General features: G+C 69.3%; 20 protein-coding genes. 7 read left to right on the top strand and 13 right to left on the bottom strand.

Annotated elements, in window-relative coordinates; all coding sequences use genetic code 11:
• From M0R80_25235 to M0R80_25260, 6 genes are all read right to left on the bottom strand, one after another.
• A partial coding sequence (locus M0R80_25235; GenBank protein MCK9462940.1) for a hypothetical protein occupies positions 1–339 on the bottom strand: 339 nt, incomplete at its 3' end.
• 23 nt (positions 340–362) lie between these two features.
• Positions 363–581, bottom strand: a complete 219-nt coding sequence (locus M0R80_25240; GenBank protein MCK9462941.1) for a hypothetical protein — start codon at positions 579–581, stop codon at positions 363–365.
• A gap of 11 nt (positions 582–592) precedes the next feature.
• On the bottom strand, positions 593–1,144 hold the full coding sequence (locus M0R80_25245) for a 2-oxoacid:acceptor oxidoreductase family protein (GenBank protein MCK9462942.1): 552 nt from the start codon (positions 1,142–1,144) through the stop codon (positions 593–595).
• Positions 1,141–1,998, bottom strand: a complete 858-nt coding sequence (locus tag M0R80_25250) for a 2-oxoacid:ferredoxin oxidoreductase subunit beta (protein ID MCK9462943.1) — start codon at positions 1,996–1,998, stop codon at positions 1,141–1,143. Before M0R80_25250 ends, M0R80_25245 begins: the two co-directional genes overlap by 4 nt.
• Entirely contained in the window at positions 1,995–3,152 is a 1,158-nt protein-coding gene (locus M0R80_25255; protein ID MCK9462944.1) for a 2-oxoacid:acceptor oxidoreductase subunit alpha, read from the bottom strand. The genes M0R80_25250 and M0R80_25255 overlap by 4 nt, the downstream gene beginning before the upstream one ends.
• Positions 3,153–3,155: 3 nt before the next feature.
• Positions 3,156–3,425, bottom strand: a complete 270-nt coding sequence (locus M0R80_25260) for a 4Fe-4S binding protein (protein ID MCK9462945.1) — start codon at positions 3,423–3,425, stop codon at positions 3,156–3,158.
• A gap of 177 nt (positions 3,426–3,602) precedes the next feature.
• Between M0R80_25260 and M0R80_25265 the strand changes: the two genes are divergently transcribed.
• The 4 genes from M0R80_25265 (at position 3,603) to M0R80_25280 (ending at position 5,660) form a co-directional block, all read left to right on the top strand.
• Positions 3,603–4,529: a fumarate hydratase gene (locus M0R80_25265; protein MCK9462946.1), complete on the top strand. Its 927-nt coding sequence runs from the start codon at positions 3,603–3,605 to the stop codon at positions 4,527–4,529.
• Between the two features lie 4 nt (positions 4,530–4,533).
• Positions 4,534–5,127: a FumA C-terminus/TtdB family hydratase beta subunit gene (locus tag M0R80_25270; protein MCK9462947.1), complete on the top strand. Its 594-nt coding sequence runs from the start codon at positions 4,534–4,536 to the stop codon at positions 5,125–5,127.
• 118 nt (positions 5,128–5,245) lie between these two features.
• Positions 5,246–5,470: a type II toxin-antitoxin system HicB family antitoxin gene (locus tag M0R80_25275; protein ID MCK9462948.1), complete on the top strand. Its 225-nt coding sequence runs from the start codon at positions 5,246–5,248 to the stop codon at positions 5,468–5,470.
• Positions 5,463–5,660 carry a type II toxin-antitoxin system HicA family toxin gene (locus M0R80_25280; protein MCK9462949.1) on the top strand — a complete coding sequence of 66 codons (198 nt, stop codon included), beginning with the start codon at positions 5,463–5,465 and terminating at the stop codon, positions 5,658–5,660. Before M0R80_25275 ends, M0R80_25280 begins: the two co-directional genes overlap by 8 nt.
• An 8-nt stretch (positions 5,661–5,668) precedes the next feature.
• Here the strand turns inward: M0R80_25280 and add are convergent, their stop codons facing one another.
• Genes add through sucC form a run of 5 tightly spaced genes read right to left on the bottom strand, consistent with a single transcriptional unit; the run spans position 5,669 to position 9,450 of the window.
• Entirely contained in the window at positions 5,669–6,682 is a 1,014-nt protein-coding gene (add, locus tag M0R80_25285) for an adenosine deaminase (protein ID MCK9462950.1), read from the bottom strand.
• Between the two features lie 24 nt (positions 6,683–6,706).
• Complete coding sequence (locus M0R80_25290) at positions 6,707–7,174, bottom strand: nucleotidyltransferase family protein (protein ID MCK9462951.1); 468 nt, start codon at positions 7,172–7,174, stop codon at positions 6,707–6,709.
• On the bottom strand, positions 7,116–7,340 hold the full coding sequence (locus M0R80_25295; GenBank protein MCK9462952.1) for a hypothetical protein: 225 nt from the start codon (positions 7,338–7,340) through the stop codon (positions 7,116–7,118). The genes M0R80_25290 and M0R80_25295 overlap by 59 nt, the downstream gene beginning before the upstream one ends.
• A 50-nt stretch (positions 7,341–7,390) precedes the next feature.
• On the bottom strand, positions 7,391–8,263 hold the full coding sequence (sucD, locus tag M0R80_25300; GenBank protein ID MCK9462953.1) for a succinate--CoA ligase subunit alpha: 873 nt from the start codon (positions 8,261–8,263) through the stop codon (positions 7,391–7,393).
• Complete coding sequence (gene sucC, locus M0R80_25305; protein MCK9462954.1) at positions 8,260–9,450, bottom strand: ADP-forming succinate--CoA ligase subunit beta; 1,191 nt, start codon at positions 9,448–9,450, stop codon at positions 8,260–8,262. The genes sucD and sucC overlap by 4 nt, the downstream gene beginning before the upstream one ends.
• Before the next feature lie 77 nt (positions 9,451–9,527).
• Here sucC and M0R80_25310 point away from each other — a divergent pair, with 77 nt between their 5' ends.
• From M0R80_25310 to M0R80_25320, 3 genes are all read left to right on the top strand, one after another.
• Positions 9,528–10,469 (top strand): NAD(P)H-binding protein, encoded by a 942-nt coding sequence (locus M0R80_25310; GenBank protein ID MCK9462955.1) that lies wholly within the window; start codon positions 9,528–9,530, stop codon positions 10,467–10,469.
• A gap of 83 nt (positions 10,470–10,552) precedes the next feature.
• On the top strand, positions 10,553–11,779 hold the full coding sequence (locus M0R80_25315; protein ID MCK9462956.1) for a choice-of-anchor L domain-containing protein: 1,227 nt from the start codon (positions 10,553–10,555) through the stop codon (positions 11,777–11,779).
• A 105-nt stretch (positions 11,780–11,884) separates the two neighbouring features.
• Positions 11,885–12,847, top strand: a complete 963-nt coding sequence (locus M0R80_25320; protein MCK9462957.1) for a PEGA domain-containing protein — start codon at positions 11,885–11,887, stop codon at positions 12,845–12,847.
• 4 nt (positions 12,848–12,851) lie between these two features.
• Here the strand turns inward: M0R80_25320 and M0R80_25325 are convergent, their stop codons facing one another.
• Positions 12,852–13,109, bottom strand: a complete 258-nt coding sequence (locus M0R80_25325) for a hypothetical protein (protein ID MCK9462958.1) — start codon at positions 13,107–13,109, stop codon at positions 12,852–12,854.
• Between the two features lies 1 nt (position 13,110).
• A partial coding sequence (locus M0R80_25330; GenBank protein MCK9462959.1) for a tetratricopeptide repeat protein occupies positions 13,111–18,172 on the bottom strand: 5,062 nt, incomplete at its 5' end.

Consider the following 18,172-nt stretch of genomic DNA (forward strand, 5'->3'; position numbering starts at 1 on the left):
GCCCTGGAGCGACGCGCCGGCCGACCGGCTCGCGAGGCGGAGCACCCCCTCGAAGGCCGGGCAGTCCGGCGTGCCGAGCCCGAAGTCGGCCATCGACTCTTCGAAGCGGCCCGCGTCCGCGGCGCCGAGCGCGGCCAGGTAGTCGGCGCGGTGGAAGGCGCCGATCTCCTCGAGGGAGGCCGACCCGGCCCGGACGACCTCGTGCCAGGGCTGCCCGATCACGCCCTCCCGCTCGAGGATCTCGCGCAGCAGCCGCTCGCGCTCCGGGCGGAACGGGTGGCCGACGGGATAGGTGAGCCCCTCGAGATCGCTGAAGTCGAACAGAACCGCGCGCCGCATGCTCCCCCCCAAAGCCCCCCTCTTCAATTCGGATGATGGATGACGAGCGGCTGCGTGTGCACGGCGATCCACGCCTCGGGTCGCCCCTTCAGCGCGGCCATCATGCACCGCACGCACAGCGCCGCGTCGTCGACCACGGCCATCGCGAGATCCGGGCACTGCTCGCAGAAGATCGGCGGCGGCCCGAAGCTCAATTCCTCCAGCTCGATTCCGGCCCCGCGCCTCTTCCCGCCGCGCGCCATCGTGCTTCCTGTCAGCCGTAGTTCTCCACGGCGTACTGGTACCCCCGGTCGAAGGCCTTGAGGTTGAGCGTCTCCGTGCCCTGGGGCACCGAGTCGATCACGGCCTTGCGCATCGCGTCCATGCCGACGACCTTCGTCGCGCCGGCGATGAAGCCCGTCATGATCATGTTGAACACGATGCGGCGCTTGAACTCCTCGTCCGCGATGCGCGTGGCGGGGATCCCGAACGCCTTGACGCCCTTGGGGAGCCGCGCGTCGGGCTTCACGAGCTCGCCCTCGTGGACGAGCATCGCGCCCTCCTTCATCTCCTCGACGAACTTGTCGTACGCGGACTGGCTCATCGCGACGAAGATGTCCGAGCGCCGGACGTACGGGAAGGCGATCTCTTCGTCCGCGACCATCACCTGCGCGGAGCACTCGCTGCCGCGCGCCTCCGGGCCGAACGACTGGACGAGCGTGGCGAAGCGGTCCTCGAAGATCGACGCGGCCTTGCCGATGATCATGCCGGCCATGATCACGCCCTGCCCGCCGAGCCCACAGATCCGGATGTCGTGCTTGCTCATTTGGTTCCCTCGTACGGTACGTAGGCGTCCTTGAGGACCGCCTTCATCCTCGCGTCGTACTCCTCCCGGAGCGACGGCCGCTGGCGCTCGACGAACTCGCCGACGACGATCTCGCTCTGGAAGCACAAGCCGACGCCGGCCGTGTTGGCGCCGTTCTGGATGATCGACTTCTCCTTGTAGTACTTGAGCGTCTCCACCCCGTCGCCGAGCCGGTTGCGGCGCTGGTAGAGCGTCGGGCACGGCGCGAGCACCTCGATGAAGGTGAACCCCTTCATCGCCAACGCCTTGGTCATGGTGCGCACGAGCTGGCGCACGTGGAACACCGTCCAGCGCGCGACGAAGTTGGCGCCGCAGGCGTCCGCGAGGTTCGGGAGGTTGAAGGCCGCCTCGTAGTTGCCGTACGGCATCGTGCTCGCGATGGCGGTCTGCGGTGTGGTCGGCGTGACCTGGCCGCCGGTCATGCCGTACGTGAGGTTGTTCACGCAGATCACCGTCATGTCGACGTTGCGCCGCGCCGCGTGGATGAAGTGGTTGCCGCCGATGGCGGTCAGGTCGCCGTCGCCCGAGTACACGACGACCTTCGAGGTGGGCCGCGACAGCGACAGGCCGGTGGCGAACGGGATCGCCCGGCCGTGCGTCGTGTGGAACGAGTCGACGTTCACGTAACCCGCGACGCGGCCCGTGCAGCCGATGCCCGACACGACGTGGAGGTGCTCGTAGTCGATGCCCGTCTTCTCGATGGCGCGGGCGAAGCAGTTGACCGACGTGCCGATGCCGCACCCCGGGCACCAGATGTGCGGGATCCGCTCGGTGCGGAGGAGCTTCTCGACCGGGTTGACGTACGCCTCGCTCATCGCAGCACCTCCTGGATCTTCGCGACGATCGCCTCCGGCTCTACGATGGCGCCGCCCGCCTGCCCGACGAGGTGCACCGGCACCTTGCCCGCGACCGCGCGCTCCACCTCGTGGACCATCTGGCCGAGGTTCATCTCGGCGACGATGATGTTCTTTGTGCTCGCCGCGATGTCGCGCATGAGCCGGTCGTTGAACGGCCAGAGCGTCACGAGCTTGACGAGCCCGGCCTTGACCCCCTGCCGCCGGGCGAGATCCACGGCGTACGCGGCGACGCGCGCCGTGATCCCGTACGCGACGATCGTCACGTCCGAGCCCTCGACGTTCGTCGCCTCGTGGATCGTCAGCTCCTCGACGTGGTCGAGCACCTTCGAGCACAGGCGCCGGATCAGCTTGTCCTGGGCCGCCGCGTTCATCGCCGGGTAGCCGCGCTCGTCGTGCGTGAGCCCCGTCGTGTGGATCCTGTGCCCCATGCCGGCGCGCACCATCTCGGGCTGATCGCCGCCGTAGATCTCGTACGGCCTGTACTCGCCGGGCTTGCGCGTCGTGAGCCTGCGCTCGGCGACCTCGATCTGGTCCGCCGGCGGGATCTTCACCTTCCCGAGCATGTGCCCAACGGTCTCGTCCATCATGAAGAACACCGGGCACCTGAACTTCTCGGCCAGGTTGAAGCAGGTCACGGCGTGGTCGAAGCACTCCTGCGGGGAGCTCGGGGACAGCGCGATCACCTCGTAGTCACCGTGCGATCCCCAGCGCACCTGCATGACGTCCTGCTGCGCCGGCAGCGTCGGCAGGCCGGTCGACGGCCCGGCGCGCTGCACGTCCACGAACACCGACGGGCACTCGGTCATGGCGGCCAGGCCGACGTGCTCCATCATGAGCGACAGGCCCGGCCCGGAGGTCACGGTCATCGCCTTCATCCCGGCCCACACCGCGCCCTGGAAGCAGATGGAGGACGCGATCTCGTCCTCCATCTGGATGAACATCCCGCCCACCCTGGGGAACCGCTTCGCGAGGTGCTCGACGACCTCGGTCGACGGGGTGATGGGGTAGCCCGCGACGAAGCGGCAGCCGGCGGCCAGCGCTCCCTCGGCGCACGCCTCGTTGCCGTCTATGAAGTGCATTCCCGTCGCGACGACCGCTGGATCGGCTTTCATCGCTCACTCTCCCTTCTTCTCGCGGCCGAGGCGGACGCCGAAGATCGCGAAGTCCGGGCAGTAGAGCCCGCAGAGATCGCAGCCGTTGCACTTCTCGGGGTGGGCGAGCTCCGGCAGGCGGTAGCCCTTGTAGTTCAGGCGCGTCCCGAGCGCCAGCGCGTGCGTCGGACAGAACTCGATGCAGTAGGAGCAGCCCTTGCAGCGGGCCTCCGTGAGGATCACCTTGCCCTTCGGCCCCTTCTCTGAGCCTTCGGAATCGGTCGCAGTCGCCATGGGAGCATCTCCTTTTCGGCCCTTTCGGGTCGGCCGGTCGACGAGCCACATTTAGCATGTGGGACCGCGACGTCAAGCCGAGTCGGGGCGGCGGAAATCACGCGAGAAAATCGTTTCTTTGGGCACGTCGTGGGGATAGTCTGCGCGGTGAGTTTCCATCCTCAAGGAGCGCTTGCCATGCAGGACAGATTCCTCGAGCTGATTCGAAGGGCCGCGTGCGAGCTCCCATCGGACGTGCTCGCCGCCATCCGCCGCGGCCGCGACGCGGAGCGGAAGGAGAGCCTGGGCCGATCCGCGCTCGACGACGTGCTGAAGAACTGCGCGCTCGCCGCCGCGACGTCCCGCCCGATCTGCCAGGATACCGGGATGAACAACTGGTACGTGTTCCACCCGCGCACGGTGAGCCAGCTCGAGATCGAGCGCGCGATCCTGGGCGCGACCCGCCGCGCGACGAAGCTCGGCTACCTGCGGCCGAACGCGGTCGACCCGCTCACCGGGATGAACTCCGGCGACAACACCGGCCGCGGCGCGCCGGTCGTCCACTGCCACGAGTGGAAGCTCAGGGGCGTGGCGGCCGATCTGCTGCTCAAGGGCGGCGGCAGCGAGAACGTCTCGGCGCAGCTGTCGCTCCCGAACGCCGAGATCAAGGCCGGGCGCGATCTCGAGGGCGTCCGCCGCGCCGTGATCGAGGCGGTCTTCCAGGCGCAGGGCAAGGGCTGCGGCCCGGGGATCATCGGCGTGGGCGTGGGCGGCGATCGGGCGAGCAGCCTCGCCGAGGCCAAGGAGCAACTCTTCCGGCTGCTCGGCGACGCGAACCCGGAGCCCGAGCTCGCCGCGCTCGAGGCGCGCCTGCTCGAGGACTGCAACCGGCTCGGCATCGGACCCATGGGGTTCGGCGGCCGGACGACGGTGCTCGGCGTGAAGATCGGCACGCGGCACAGGCTGCCGGCCTCGTTCTTCGTGTCGATCGCCTACATGTGCTGGGCGTGCCGACGCGCCAGCGTCGTCGTCAACGGCGATCGCGCCGTCTACTCGCAGGTCTCGCAGATCGCGAAGAGGTACCGGCTGCCGGCGAACGCCTCCCGGCGGGCGAAGGAGAGGTAGCGCCATGATCCGCATCGATCTTCCCGTGTCCGAGAAGGAGATCCGGAAGCTGAAGGTCGGCGACGAGGTGTCGATCCACGGCGTGATGGTGACGGCGCGCGACGCGGCGCACAAGCTGTTCATCGAGCAGTGGCCCGAGTTCGTCGCCCCGCTGCTCGCGGGCGGCGCCATCTACCACTGCGGCCCGGTCATGATCCGCGACGGCAAGCTGTGGAAGGCGGTCGCCGCCGGCCCGACGACCTCGATCCGCGAGGAGCCGTACGAGGCGGCGGTGATGGAGCACTACAAGGTGCGGATCATCGTCGGCAAGGGCGGGATGGGGCCCTCGACGCTCGCGGCGTGCAAGAAGGTGGGCGCGGTCTACGTGCACGCCATCGGCGGCGCGGCGCAGCTGATCGCCAACGCGATCGTGCGGACCAAGGACGTGCACCTGCTCGCGGAGCTCGGCGTCCCCGAGGCGCTGTGGGTCTACGAGGTCGCGGGGTTCAAGGGCGTCGTCACGATGGACGCCGAGGGCCGCAGCCTGCACAAGGACGTCCTTGCCGAGACCAAGGTGAACCGCGACAAGCTGCTCGGGCTCGCGCCGAACCCGGCGTGAGCGCGGAGCTCCCGAGACACCGTCGCGCGGAGCCGAGGCCCGGGCCGCGGCTGGTGACTTGAGTGACAACCGCGCCGGACGCCACTATCATGTCTTTGGAACACGGGAGGACCGCGTCATGACATACAAAGTCGGGGTCATCATCGAGAAGGACGACGAGGGCTACTACGCCTACTGCCCGGAGCTCGACGGCTGCCAGACGCAGGGCGATACGCTGGAGGAGGTGCTCGCCAACATCCGCGAGGCGGTGGCCCTCTACCTCGAGACGCTCCCGGAGGACGAGCGCAACACCTGCCTCAGCCGCGAGATCCTGACCTCGAGCCTCGAGGTCGACGTTGCCTAAGGTCCCACGGCTCACAGCGCAGGAGGCCGAGACCATGCTGCTCGCCGCCGGGTTCACCCTTGCGCGCAGCCGCGGCAGCCACCGGATCTACATGCGCGGCGAACAGCGGATCGTCGTGCCGTTCCACCCAGGCAGGACGCTCCATCCGAAAATCGTGAAGCAGGTAATTCGGGCGATCGAAGGCGACTGACCCTTTTTCTACGTTGGCGTCCACCCAGGCTCCGCGCGGAGCCCGGCGAGCAGCCTCTTCTTGCCGTCCTCAGCCAGCCAGCTCGCGGCGACAGCGTTCTCGACGAGCTTGCGGATCTCCTCGAACGTGAAGCCGTGGACGCGGACCAGCTCGCGGTACTCGTGGGCGAGCGACGTCTGGAACATCGCCGGATCGTCGGTGTTGACCGTGACGAGCAGCCCGCGATCGAAGAAATCGCGAACCGGGTGCGCCGCGAGATCGGGCACCACTCGGGTGCGGACGTTGGAGATCGGGCACATCTCGAGGGGGATCCGCCGCGCCTCGAGCTCCGCGACGAGCCGCTGATCCTCGGCCGCGCGGGTGGCGTGACCGACTCGATCGACGCGCAGCACCTCGACGGCGCCCCGCACGCTCCCTGGCCCCGCCGCCTCGCCGGCGTGGGCGCTCGTCCGGAAGCCCAGCTCCCGAACGCGCTCGAACACCTCGGCGAACGGTCCGGGCGGGAACTCGTGCTCGCTACCGCCGATGCCGATGCCGATGACGCCGAGGCCGCGCACCTCCGCGACCTCTTCGAGCGCCCGCGCCGCCCGAACGGGCCCGAAGTCGCGCACGAGATCCGCGACGAGCCGCAGCTCGATCCCGTCGACCCGGTCTAGCCCGGCGCGGACCGCCGCCGTGATCTCGCCGACCTCGAAACCGCGCTTCGCGAAGTCGGGCGGCGAGTAGAACGCCTCCGCGTAGAGGACGTGCTGGGCGCGCAGATCCCGGGCGACCGCCTCGGCGACGAACGCGAAGTCGTCGAGCTCGCGCAGGAGGCCGTTCTTCCAGACCCAGACGTCGATGAAGTGCGGGAAGTCGCGGTAGCGGAAGCGCTCGCGCAGGGCGCCGACGTCGGCCGCGTCGCGTTCGCCGTACTTGCGCGCCAGCTCGGCGAGCGCCGGCAGCGGGATCGCGCCCTCGAGGTGCACGTGGAGCTCCACCTTTGGGACGGCGTCGAACCAGTCTGCGCTATGGGTCGCCATGGGTCTCCGCGGCTGGTACCTCGCCTATCCCTTCTTCGTACGCGCCAGCACCGCCTCCAGCGTCTTCGCGTCGAGCGCGTCCTGCTTGCGCCCGGTGCTCCGCTTGTTGGCGATCAGCAGAGGGAGCGACAGGACATCCAGGGCGACGCCGCGGTACGTCGTCGCGATCCGCTGCGCCCACGCCTCGTCGAACTCCACGCCGTCGACCCGGGTGATGAGGTCGATCCGATTCGGCTCGATGCCGAGCTGAACGACCTTACCCGCCACGGCGAAGTCGCCGACGGTCAATCCGGTGCTCGAGAATCCGAACTCCGCGAGCGCCTCGAGCAGACGCGCCGCGTTCGCGCGCTCTGGCCGTACCCAGAAGTCGATGTCCTTCGTGAAGCGGGGCACGCCGTGGAACGCGAGCGCGTGGCCGCCGACGAGCAGGTACTCAACGCGCTTGCGGTTCAAGCACTCGATGAACTCGACGAAGTCGCTGCTCAGGCTCATGTCTCAGCTCGAGGTAGGCGCGGACACAGTCGGCCACGGCGTCGAGCCGCTCCTCCGGTGTCAGCGACAACCAGTAGTCCAGGTCCGCCGCGGCGGCGTCCTCGTGGGACTCGAACGTGCGGACGGTCAGCGCGCGGCGCGGCCCGGATGGGTTCTGTTCCGCCATGCGGGGATCATACCATCTCGGGCCGGTCGCACCAACGCAACAAGCTCTTCCTACAGCAGCTTCGCGAGGGTCTTGCCGATGTCGGCCGGGGTGGGGCTGACCGCGACGCCCGCGGCCTCGAGGGCGGCGATCTTCTCCGCCGCCGTGCCCTTCCCTCCCGCGATGATGGCGCCCGCGTGGCCCATGCGCTTGCCGGGGGGCGCGGTCGCGCCGGCCACGAACGCGGCGACCGGTTTCTTCATGTGCTCCCGGATGAACGCCGCGGCCCGCTCCTCCGCGCTGCCGCCGATCTCGCCTATCATGATCACGCCGTCCGTGTCCGGGTCAGCCTCGAACAGCTCCAGCAGATCCTTGAAGTCGAGCCCGCCGACCGGATCGCCGCCGATGCCGATGCAGGTCGACTGCCCGAGCCCGAGCGCCGTGAGCTGGCCGATCGCCTCGTACGTCAGCGTGCCCGAGCGCGAGATGACGCCGATCCGGCCCGGCCGCGTCACGCGGTGCGGCGTGATGCCGAGCTTCTGCGTCACCGGCGGTGCGATGATGCCCGGGCAGTTCGGGCCGACGAGCATGACGCCGAGCGGATCGATGAAGGTCCGCACCTTGATCATGTCGATGGTCGGGATCCCCTCCGTGATGCACACGACGAGCGGCACCCCCGCGGCCGCGGCCTCCATCACGGAGTCGGCGGCGAACGCGGCCGGCACGAAGACGACCGACGCGTCGGCGCCGGTCTTCTTCACCGCGTCCTCGACCGTGTCGAACACGGGGACCAAGTCCTCGAACTTCTGGCCGCCCTTGCCCGGCGTCACGCCGGCGACGACCTTCGTCCCCGCGTCGAGCATCTGCTTGGTGTGGAAGGCGCCGGCGCCGCCGGTGATGCCCTGGATGAGCACGCGCGTTTCCTTGTTCACGAGTATCGTCATCGCGCACCTCCCTGCCCGCGCGCGAGGGAGACCGCGAGCTTCGCGCCCTCGCCCATCTCCTTGGCGGTGTGGATCTGCAGCCCCGACTTCGCGAGGATGTCGCGCCCGATCTCCACGTTGGTCCCCTCGAGCCGCACGACGAGCGGCACCTTGATCCCCATCTCCTTCGCGGCCCCGACCACGCCCTCCGCGAGCACGTCGCAGCGCAGGATGCCGCCGAAGATGTTGACGAAGATCGACCTCACCCGGCTGTCCGAGAGGATGATCTTGAACGCCTTCTTCACGGTCTCGGCGTCCGCGCCGCCGCCGACGTCCAGGAAGTTCGCGGGCTCGCCGCCCTCGTGCTTGATGATGTCCATCGTCGCCATGGCGAGGCCGGCGCCGTTCACGCAGCAGCCGATGTCGCCGTCCATTCCGACGTAGGAGAACCCGAGCGCAGCGGCCTCGGCCTCGACGGGGTTCTCCTCGGTCGCGTCGCGCAGCTCCTCGTGCGCCTTCTGCCGGAACTTCGCGTTGTCGTCGAAGCTCACCTTGCCGTCGAGGGCGATCACCTCGCCGCCCTGGGTGACGACGAGCGGGTTCACCTCGACGAGCGACGCGTCCTCCTTGACGAACATCGTCGCCAGCTTCTGCATCACGGCCGCGGCCGCGCCCGCCGTCTTGCCCTCGAGCCCGAGCCCGTACGCGAGGCCGCGCGCCTGGAACCCCTGGAGCCCGGCGTACGGCTCGAACCACGCCTTCAGGATCTTCTCGGGCGCCTTCGCGGCGACCACCTCGATCTCCATCCCGCCCTCGGTCGACGCCATCATGCACACGCGGCGCCGATCGCGATCGACGACGAGGCCGAGGTACAGCTCGCGGGCGATCTGCATCCCCTGCTCCACGAGCAGCCGGCCGACCTTCTTGCCCGCGGGGCCGGTCTGGTGCGTGACGAGGTTCATGCCGAGCACCTTGGACGCCGCCTCGCGCGCGCCGCCGACGCCCTGCACGACCTTCACGCCGCCGCCCTTGCCGCGGCCGCCGGCGTGGATCTGCGCCTTGACCACGACAGTCTGGCTCTTCGTCTCCTCGATGAGCCTCCCGGCGATCTCGACGGCGCGCTCGACGTCGAACGCGGGCTCTCCCTTCGGCACCGGAATGCCGTAGCGCGCGAACAGCTGCTTTGCCTGGTATTCGTGGATCTTCATCCCGACCTCCGCGGTTAATGACGCGGCCATTGTAGTCCGGGAAAAACGAAGCGCAACATGCTAGGTTCGAGGCCGCGATGTCGAGACGCGCGATCGTGACCGGCGCCTTCAGCTACCTCGGCTCGGCCGTGGCGCGGGAGCTGCAACGCCGCGGCTTCGAGGTCGCGACCCTGACGAACCGGCGGCCGCCGTCAGGCGCGGAGGGGATCGCCGCCTCGCCGCTCGTTTTCGAGAGGGAGCACCTCGTCCGCGCGCTGCGCGGGGCGGACACGCTCGTCAACACGTACTGGATCCGGCTGCCGTACCGTGGCGTCGGGTTCGCAGAGGCCGTCGCGAACAGCCGCGTCCTCGTCGAGGCCGCGCGGGAAGCCGGGGTCCGCCGGCTCGTGCACGTCAGCGTCACGAACGCGTCGCTCGACAGCGAACTCGGATACTACCGGGGCAAGGCCGAGGTGGACGCGATCGTCCGCGCGGCCGGCATCCCGCACGCCATCGTCCGCCCCACTCTCGTCGTCGGGCCGAACGACGTGCTCACCTCGAACCTCGCGTGGTTTCTCCGACGGTTCCCGTTCTTCCCGGTCCCGAACGGCGGCGCCTACCGCGTGCAGCCGATCACGCTCGCGGACGCCGGGCGGATCGCCGCGGACGCTGCCGAGGCGGATCGCAATCTCGACGTCGACGCCGCAGGGCCGGAGGCGTTCCCGTTCGTCGAGTACCTGCGGATCATCGCGAGGGCGTGCGGCGTCCGGCGGCCGCTCCTGCGGGTGCCCGGCTCCCTCGCCCTTGCCGGGCTTTGCGCCCTCTCTCCGCTCCTCCGCGACACGGTGCTCGCGAAGGAGGAGCTCGCCGGCCTCGAGCGCGAGCTGCTCGTGTCGCACGCTGCACCGCTCGGAACGGAGTCGGTGAGCGGCTTCCTGCTCGACCACGGCGAGGAGCTCGGGGGCGCCTACGTCAACGATCGCACGCGCCATTTCGGCTCCGCCGCGCGGGATCCCATCGCGCCGGGATTTAAAGTTTGAGAAAAATCCGGCCGAGCCGCACACTAATGACAGCGTTCCGGGAGAAACCAACGAGTTCGATGGAGCTTCGCAAAGGAGAAGTTATGGCGACGAACAAGCTCTTCGGTTCGATGTGCGTGCTCGCAGCCGCCCTGCTCGTCCTCGCCGCGGCGGCCGGGTGCGAGGGCGCCGGGGATACGTACAATCCCGACGACAACGGCGGCGACACGGACTCCGATTCCGACTCGGACTCCGACAGCGACGCCGACTCGGATTCGGACTCGGATTCGGATTCGGATTCGGACAGCGACGCCGACGACGTCCCGGGCCTGGACGACGACAGCGACGGCTACACCGACGACGACGACTGCAACGACCTCGATCCCAACGTGAACCCGGACGCCATCGAGGTGATCGTCGACGAGCCGTACGCGGACGGCGGCATGCCCGAGCCCGCGGACGAGGACTGCGACGGCACGATAGACAACCCGCCCGGGCCCTGCGACGACGGGATCGCGCTCGACGACGTCGACCCGATCAACGGCGCGAAGGTGATGGAGCTGTGCAAGACCGCTTCGGCGGACGGGACCGACTGGGGCGTGGTCAGCGCGGCGTACGTCCGCGCCGACGGCGCCGCGGCGACGCTCCCGACGGCGCAGATCGGGGTGGAGACGAACTTCGGCACCAGCGTGCTGCCTCTCGAGGGAGTCAACATGTTCGGCCTGTCGTCGGGCCACGTGCGGACACCCGACCAGACGGACGCGTGCGGCACGCAGGCGTGCTACGGCTACGGTGCCGGCACGGCCCCCCCCGGCTTCCCGCAGGACGTGCCGGGCTGCGACGGCTCGACGTACATTTACGACGACGTGGCGCTGCAGCTCACCCTGCGCGCGCCGTCGAACGCGGTCGGCTACAGGTACAAGTTCCGTTTCTACTCGTTCGAGTACCCCGAGTGGGTGTGCTCCTCGTACAACGACCAGTTCATCGCGCTCGTTGATCCGCCGCCGTTGGGCTCGATCAACGGCAACATCTCCTTCGACAGCGAGGGGAACCCTGTGAGCGTGAACATCGCGTTCTTCACCGTTTGTGAGGGCTGCCCGGACGGCACGGGCGACCTCGCCGGCACGGGGTTCGACGCCTGGGGCGACTCCGGCGCCACCGCGTGGCTGCAGTCGACCGCCCCCATCGAGGGCGGCGCGACGTTCACGATCCGGTTCGCGATCTGGGACACCGGCGACCAGGTCCTCGACTCCACCGTGCTCATAGACGGGTTCGAGTGGATCGCCACGGGCGGCACGCCGACCGTCGAGACCGACCCGATCATCGAGTAGCCCCGTCGCTTCCGTCGACTCCACCCGTGGACATCCGGGCCGCAGCGTGCGAAAAAGATCGGTGCGGATCGCCGCGATCGGCTCCACTCAGCTCACGAGGTGCACATGCGTTGCTCGGTTATCACTTTCGGTATCACGATCCTGTCGGCGGCCCCTCTTCTCGCGCAGGCGCAGGCCGAGACCGAGTGGACGGTGATCGAGGAGACGACGTCGCCGGAGCCGGCGCCGCAGCCGAAGCCGCAGGTCGTCCCGAATCAGGCCAAGCTGGTCGTCACGGTGGTAACGCCGCCCGAGCCCGTGGCGGGCGTGCAGGTCTTCGTCGACGGCGCGGCGGTCGGACCGGCGCCCTGGGAGGGGGTCGTGGCGCCGGGGGCCCACAAGGTCCGCGCCGAGGGTACCGGATGGGCCTCGCGGAGCTACAAGGTGGCGGTCGCGCCCAACCAGTCGCAGACGGTGCGCGCCACGCTCCTACGCAACGGGGAGTTCGACCTCGGGAAGTGGTACGCCGGCCTTTTGTACTCGTTCGGCGTGGGCAGCTCGTACTCCGGCGGCGAGCGGTACCGCCTGAACGCCCCGGGGCTCGGCCCGGGCCTCGGCGTCGGCATGAGGCTGCCGCTCCAGAAGCTCTGGCTCGAGGCCGGCCTCGTCGTCGGCCCCTGGACCGACCGGTGGATCGACTACGACCCGGACAGCTGGGCCGCCCTCTCCGCGGACGAGCAGGTCGGCGTCAAGAAGCGCTCCGGGCAGGGGATGCCGCTCTCCGTGACGATCCGGTACGTGTCGCCGATCGCCAAGCCGTTCCTCTACTGGACCGCGACGTTCGAGCCCGGGGTCCTCGTCTACGGCCCCTACAAGTACGACGAAGCCGATCCGCAGTACGGCTACGTGAAGACCCTCCAGGAGGGCGAGGCGCGGGCGATCTTCACGATGTCGTTGCGCGCGGGGCTCGCGGTCTTCCCCGCCGATTGGCTGGAGATCCGGGTCGATCCGCTCGGGATGGGGCTGCACTGCACGAAGCCGTTCGGCGTCGTCTACACACCGTCCTTCGCGATCATGCTGCGGCTGTAGGCGCCTACGACGCGTCGTCCGCGTCTTCGGGCCCCTTGGCCCTCTCCGCCCGCCACATCACCCAGCGCCGCCACAGCCTGAGCCCCCCGATGGCGATGAGCACTCCTCCGACGATCACGAGCGGCACGCCCGTGTCGGTGCCGATCAGGTGGACCGCGCCGGATGCGCCGCCCGCCAGGCAGACGGCCCCCACGCCGATGTTCAGGATCCCGCCGAACAGCTCGGCCTGAGCCCTTCCGCGGGGGTCGCGGGAGAAGAGCACGTCAACCGACCTTGAGCGCCGTGCCGATCTGTTCGCGCAGCTTGTGGTGCTCCTCGGAGATCGTGAACAGGGTCAGCGCGCGCAGCCGATCCGCGAGGAGGGCCTTGTCGCTGATCTGCTCCTTGAGGATCCGCACCGCCACGGCGACGTCGCCGGACAGGAGCAGCCCCGCGCGGTCGCAGGTGTAGTCGACCGAGCGCGCCCACCGCTTCAGGTTCACGTCGCCCGCCTTGGAGACGAACGACTGGACGTAGCCCTGGAGCCGCTCGAGCGCCGAGGCGTCGAGGCCGTCGCGCAGCGGCTGCAGGCGCTCCTGCACGGCGCCCGCGAGCTCGCTGGGCACTGGCAGCGCCTGCACGAAGATCTTGATCGAGGCGAGCAGCCACGCGGACAGCTCGGTGCCGGAGCTCACGAGCTTCTTCACGTACAGCCCGGGGCTCATGAGCGTGAGCTGCTGCCCGAGGGCGAAGGCGAGCCCGAGCCGGTCCTTGAGCGAGGACGCCGTGCCGCCGGCGACCATCACGGGGGGCCGCGTGTCGACGATCTGGAACCCCGAGCCCTGCCCGTCGTGGTAGTAGAGCTTCGGCGGATCGATGCTCAGCGTGCCCGCCGCGAAGTTGACGAACTGCGCGAACGACGAGCCGTCCTTCCGGACGTCGACCGCCGTGTCGGGATCGAGCCCGAACTGCTTCGGATCTCGTGCCTTCTTGTGCGAGATCGCCTCGCCGACCACCGAGAAGATCGCCGAGATGTTCTGATCGAGCTCGTTGTGCATCAGGAGCTTCTTCCAGTGCTCCTCCTTCACGCGGCTCTGCGGGGTCGGCACGTCGGCCGGCTGGTGATCGCGGTAGAACTTGCGCTCCTCCGGCGACGCCTGGTTCAGGAGCGAGAGGATCGACACCGCGCACCACGCCTCGTCGGGGTTCTCCTCGCCGGAGTGGATGCGGTAGAGCGTCCGGAAGGAGTCGACGCGCGCCGGGTTGATCTCGAGCAGCCGCGTGTGCGTGGCGATCGCCTTCTTCGAGTACTCCGGCGACCAGCCGTACAGCTCGGCGAGCTTCTCGATCCAGGCAGCGTTCTTCGGCTCGAGCTTCGAGATCGCCTCGGTGAGCAGGATGCCGTCCTTCGGGCGCTCGAGCTTGTCGATGATCAGCTCGGCGAGCGGCACGTACGCGGCGAGCTTCTCCTCCGCCGTCGAGTCCTTGGGGAGCCGAGCGATCTGGCGCTTGTAGTATCGCTCGAGCGCGTCCCAGTCCCGCTTCTCGGTGTAGACCTCGACGAGCGCCTTCTCGGCGTCGTCGAGCGTCGGATCCTTCTCGATGGCCATCTCGAAGTACTTGATCGCGTCCTCGAACTGCCGGAGCTCGCGCCTGTAGATCTTGGCGACGGTCAGGTAGTACCGCGCCATCTGCTGCGTGTCGTCGACGAGCCCCGCGATCCGGAGCACGATCTCGATGACGTCCGCGTACCGCTTGGTGGCGTAGTAGATCTTGAGGAGGTCGCCGAGGATGTCTCGATCGTCGGGCTGCACCTGCAGGGCGTTCTTGAGGATCGTCGCCGCGCCGTCCGCATCGCGCAGCTTCTCGAACTGCACGCCGGCGGTCGTGCGGACGAGCTCGCGCCACCGCTTGTCTTCCTTGCCGAGCCCGGCCAGCACGCGCTGCCGGGACTCCACGGCGCTGCGGAAGTCGCCGCGCGCCTCGTGCACGTCCGCGAGGAGGAGCCGCGCCTCCGGGTTCTCCGGGGCCATCACCGTCGCCTGGCGCGCGAGCTTGGCCGCCTCGTTGACGTCCCCCGCGCCGTACAGCGACCGGCCGTGCTTCACGAAGAGGTCGACCTTCTCGTCGAGCGACAGGCCGTCGCCCACCTTCTCGGTGTAGCGCTGGAACTGCTCCTTCGCGATCTGGAACTCGCCGAGCTCGAGCGCGACCTCGCCGAGGCGCATCATGAGCTTCGGCTCGGCCGCGACCTCCGCTGCCCGGCGGAAGTACTTCAGGGCGTCCTCCCGCCGATCGAGCTGCACATAGGCCTCGCCCATCTGCGTGAACAGCTCGAGGCGCTTCTCCGGCGGCAGGGCGTCCGAGGACGCGGCCCACCGCTCGTAGATCGGGATCGCCTTGTCCCACTGCCCGCGCTTCCTGTAGAGCGTGGAGACCTGATCGCCGGCGACGAAATTCGACTCGTCGAGCGCGAGGGCGTGCTCGAAGTGGCTGATCGCCTTTTCGGCGTCACCGATGTTCTCGAGGCAGATGACGCCCATCCGCGCGAACACGTCGGCGCGGCCGAGGCTGCCCTCGGCGAGATCGAGCGCCGCCTGTAGGAGATCGAGCGCCGAGGAGTAGTTGCCCTGCTTCAGGTAGATCTTGGACAGATCGGCGATGACCGCGGAGCTCTGCGGGGCGAGATCCTTGGCCCGGCGGAGCGCGGCGGCGGCCTCCGCGAGATCGCCCTTCTTCTCGTGCTGCACCTCGGCGATGCGCCTGAGGACCTCGACCTTGCCCGCCGGATCGGCCGTCTCGGCGAACATCTTGTCGAGCGTCTGGATCGCCTCGTCGAAATTCCCGGCTTCGATCTGCGAACGCACGAGCGCGTCGTACGCCCCGCCGCCGCCGAGCGCCGCGACGATCTGGAACGCCTCGGCGGCCCGCTTCGCGTCCTTGATGTCGTCGCGGATGATCTCCGCGCGCTCCGTCATGAGGTCGCGCTTGTCCTCGGCGGACTCGACGAGCTCGGCGCGCCGCTCGAGCACCTTGATGAGATCCTCGTGCCGCGAGGTCTTCCGATAGTGGCGGGTGAGCGCGATCAGCGCCGAGACGTGGTCGCCGTCGATCTCGAGGAGCCGCACGTAGCACTCGATCGCCTTGTCGACGTTCTTGAACTCCTCCTCGTACATCTCCGCGATCCGCTCCAGGAGCTGCACGCGCTGCCGCGGCGTGACCGCGATCTCGAGCTGCGCCTCCAGGTTCGCGAGGAGCGAGGGGAAGTCGGCGCTCCGCGCGTATATCCGCTCGAGCCCCTTGAGCGAGTCGAGGTGCTTCGGGTCGGCCGCGATCGCCCTCTCGTAGTGCCTCTGCGCGGTCGGGAGGTTGTTGAGCCGCAGCTCGCACAGCTCGCCGAGCCTGAAGCGCGCGGCCACCTGCTCCGGTCCGTCGGGCATCGCGTCCACGCGCGTGGCCGTGAGCGCCGCGAGCTTGCTCCAATCCTTCGCGTCCTCGAGGAGCTTCAGCATGAGGGTGCCGGCCGCCTCGTGCGCGGGGTCCTCCGAGAGCACGCGCTCGAGCAGCGCGCGCGCCGCCTTGGAGTCGGAGAGCTTCTCGTACTGGATCCGGGCGGCGTCGGCCAGGCGATCGCGGCCCCTCGACGGGACCTGCTCCGCGTCGCCGAGGCGCGCGAGGACGTCGGCCAGCTCGGTCCACTGCTGCGCGCCCCGGTACAGCTCGGCGAGCGCGGCGAGCGCACCGCCTTCCGCGGGCTTGTGCTCGAGCACCTTCTGGAAGCAGGTGAGCGCGTAGTTGGCCTTGTCGAGCCGCTGCAGGTAGATGTTTCCGACCTTCAGGTAGTAGAAGACGGCGAGATCGACGTTCCCCGCGCCCTCCGCCGCCTGCGCCGCGCTGGTGCAGGTCGTCGCGAGATCCTGCCACCGCTCGACGCGCGCCGCGATCTTCTCGAGGATCTCCGCGATCTCGCGATCGTCGTCGGTCGCCTGCAGGCACGCCGCGTAGTAGTCGAAGGCCTTGGCGAAATCCTTGATGTCCTCGTAGTACGTCCGGGCGATCTCCTGCACCACCGCCATCCTGGCGGTCTCCGACTCGAACGCCTCGGCGCGCGCCGCGAGCCGCTCCACGACCTGCTCGAACTTGCCCTCGGCCCTGAGGAGATCGAGCGTCGCCTCGTCGAGCTCCGGGTCGTCGGGGGTGCTCACCTTGAGCTGCTCGTAGATCTGGCCCGCCTTCTCGTAGCTCTTCGTGTGCTTCGTCGCGGCGGCCGCGGCGGCCATCAGGAGCCGGCGCACGACGATCGGGTCCTCCGCGAGGAGGGCGGCCTCCTCGACCACCTCGATCGCGGCTCCCCAGGCGTTGTAGCGCCGCGCGTCGGTCGTCAAAGCCTCGAGCACCTCCGCGTCGGCGGGGTTCTCGAGCAGCGCGTCCGCCCAGGTCGCGATGTCCTCCCGCGTGCCGGTCTGGGCCGCGCGCGCCGCCATCTCCTCGGCCGCGCGCTTCACGTCCGCGAGCAGCCGGCGGAGCTCGTCGATCGCGCGGGGGCGCGCCGACGGTTCCTTGGCGAGCAGCCGCGCCACGAGCGCGTCGTAGGCGCCCGGAATCGGAGCCTCCATGGCGCCGCTCGGCGCCGGCGGGGTCTTGGTCATGTGCGCCGCCATGACGTCCGCGGCGGCCCGTCCGATGAACACCGGGTGCCCCGTGACCATCTCGTGCATGAGACAGCCGAGCGAGTACATGTCGGACGACAGGTCGGGGGCGCCGCCGCGCGCGAGTTCAGGCGCCATGCCGCGGGCGACGCCGTACGCCGCGAGCACGCCCGTCTTGCCGTCCGAGTCGATCGCCGGGAAGAGCCGCTCGGTGCCGAGGCCGAGCAGCACGACCTCGACGGGTCCCTCCTTCGCGGCGTCCCAGTCGCGCAGGAGGACGTTCTCGACCCGCAGGTCCGCGTGGTGGATCCCCCGCGCGTGCAGCGCCTCGAGCGCCTCGAGGACGCCCTCGGCGATGGAGATCGCCTTGAGCACGGGCACCGGCGCCGCCGCCGACAGGATCGTGCCGTCCACCCAGTGCAGCACCACGTACGGCCGCCCGTCCGGCAGGGTGCCGACGGCCGCGACCTTCTGCACGGCCCTCGAGTCGGCCGTGCGCAGGATGCGCATCATCATGAGGTAGCGCTGCACGGCCGAGGCGTCGACCGCGAGCTCGCCGTTGACCACCCAGATCGTGAACTTGCCCTCGACGGCCGGATCGATCGGCTGGCAGAGATGGACCGAGTTGATGCCGTCCGCGCCGAGTCTCGAGCCGACCTTGTACCCAGCGACGACCTCGCCCTCGGGCAGCCCGCGG

The organism is Pseudomonadota bacterium (assembly GCA_023229365.1).
GTDB lineage: Bacteria > Myxococcota_A > Polyangia > JAAYKL01 > JAAYKL01 > JALNZK01.

Coding starts and splice junctions, on each gene's coding strand:
- add (MCK9462950.1), bottom strand. CDS start 6,682: ATGGCGACCCATAGCGCAGACTGGTTCGACGCCGTCCCAAAGGTGGAG.
- M0R80_25250 (MCK9462943.1), bottom strand. CDS start 1,998: ATGAGCGAGGCGTACGTCAACCCGGTCGAGAAGCTCCTCCGCACCGAG.
- M0R80_25270 (MCK9462947.1), top strand. CDS start 4,534: ATGATCCGCATCGATCTTCCCGTGTCCGAGAAGGAGATCCGGAAGCTG.
- sucD (MCK9462953.1), bottom strand. CDS start 8,263: ATGACGATACTCGTGAACAAGGAAACGCGCGTGCTCATCCAGGGCATC.
- M0R80_25260 (MCK9462945.1), bottom strand. CDS start 3,425: ATGGCGACTGCGACCGATTCCGAAGGCTCAGAGAAGGGGCCGAAGGGC.
- M0R80_25295 (MCK9462952.1), bottom strand. CDS start 7,340: ATGGCGGAACAGAACCCATCCGGGCCGCGCCGCGCGCTGACCGTCCGC.
- M0R80_25275 (MCK9462948.1), top strand. CDS start 5,246: ATGACATACAAAGTCGGGGTCATCATCGAGAAGGACGACGAGGGCTAC.
- sucC (MCK9462954.1), bottom strand. CDS start 9,450: ATGAAGATCCACGAATACCAGGCAAAGCAGCTGTTCGCGCGCTACGGC.
- M0R80_25255 (MCK9462944.1), bottom strand. CDS start 3,152: ATGAAAGCCGATCCAGCGGTCGTCGCGACGGGAATGCACTTCATAGAC.
- M0R80_25245 (MCK9462942.1), bottom strand. CDS start 1,144: ATGAGCAAGCACGACATCCGGATCTGTGGGCTCGGCGGGCAGGGCGTG.
- M0R80_25265 (MCK9462946.1), top strand. CDS start 3,603: ATGCAGGACAGATTCCTCGAGCTGATTCGAAGGGCCGCGTGCGAGCTC.
- M0R80_25320 (MCK9462957.1), top strand. CDS start 11,885: ATGCGTTGCTCGGTTATCACTTTCGGTATCACGATCCTGTCGGCGGCC.
- M0R80_25240 (MCK9462941.1), bottom strand. CDS start 581: ATGGCGCGCGGCGGGAAGAGGCGCGGGGCCGGAATCGAGCTGGAGGAA.
- M0R80_25290 (MCK9462951.1), bottom strand. CDS start 7,174: ATGAGCCTGAGCAGCGACTTCGTCGAGTTCATCGAGTGCTTGAACCGC.
- M0R80_25315 (MCK9462956.1), top strand. CDS start 10,553: ATGGCGACGAACAAGCTCTTCGGTTCGATGTGCGTGCTCGCAGCCGCC.
- M0R80_25310 (MCK9462955.1), top strand. CDS start 9,528: ATGTCGAGACGCGCGATCGTGACCGGCGCCTTCAGCTACCTCGGCTCG.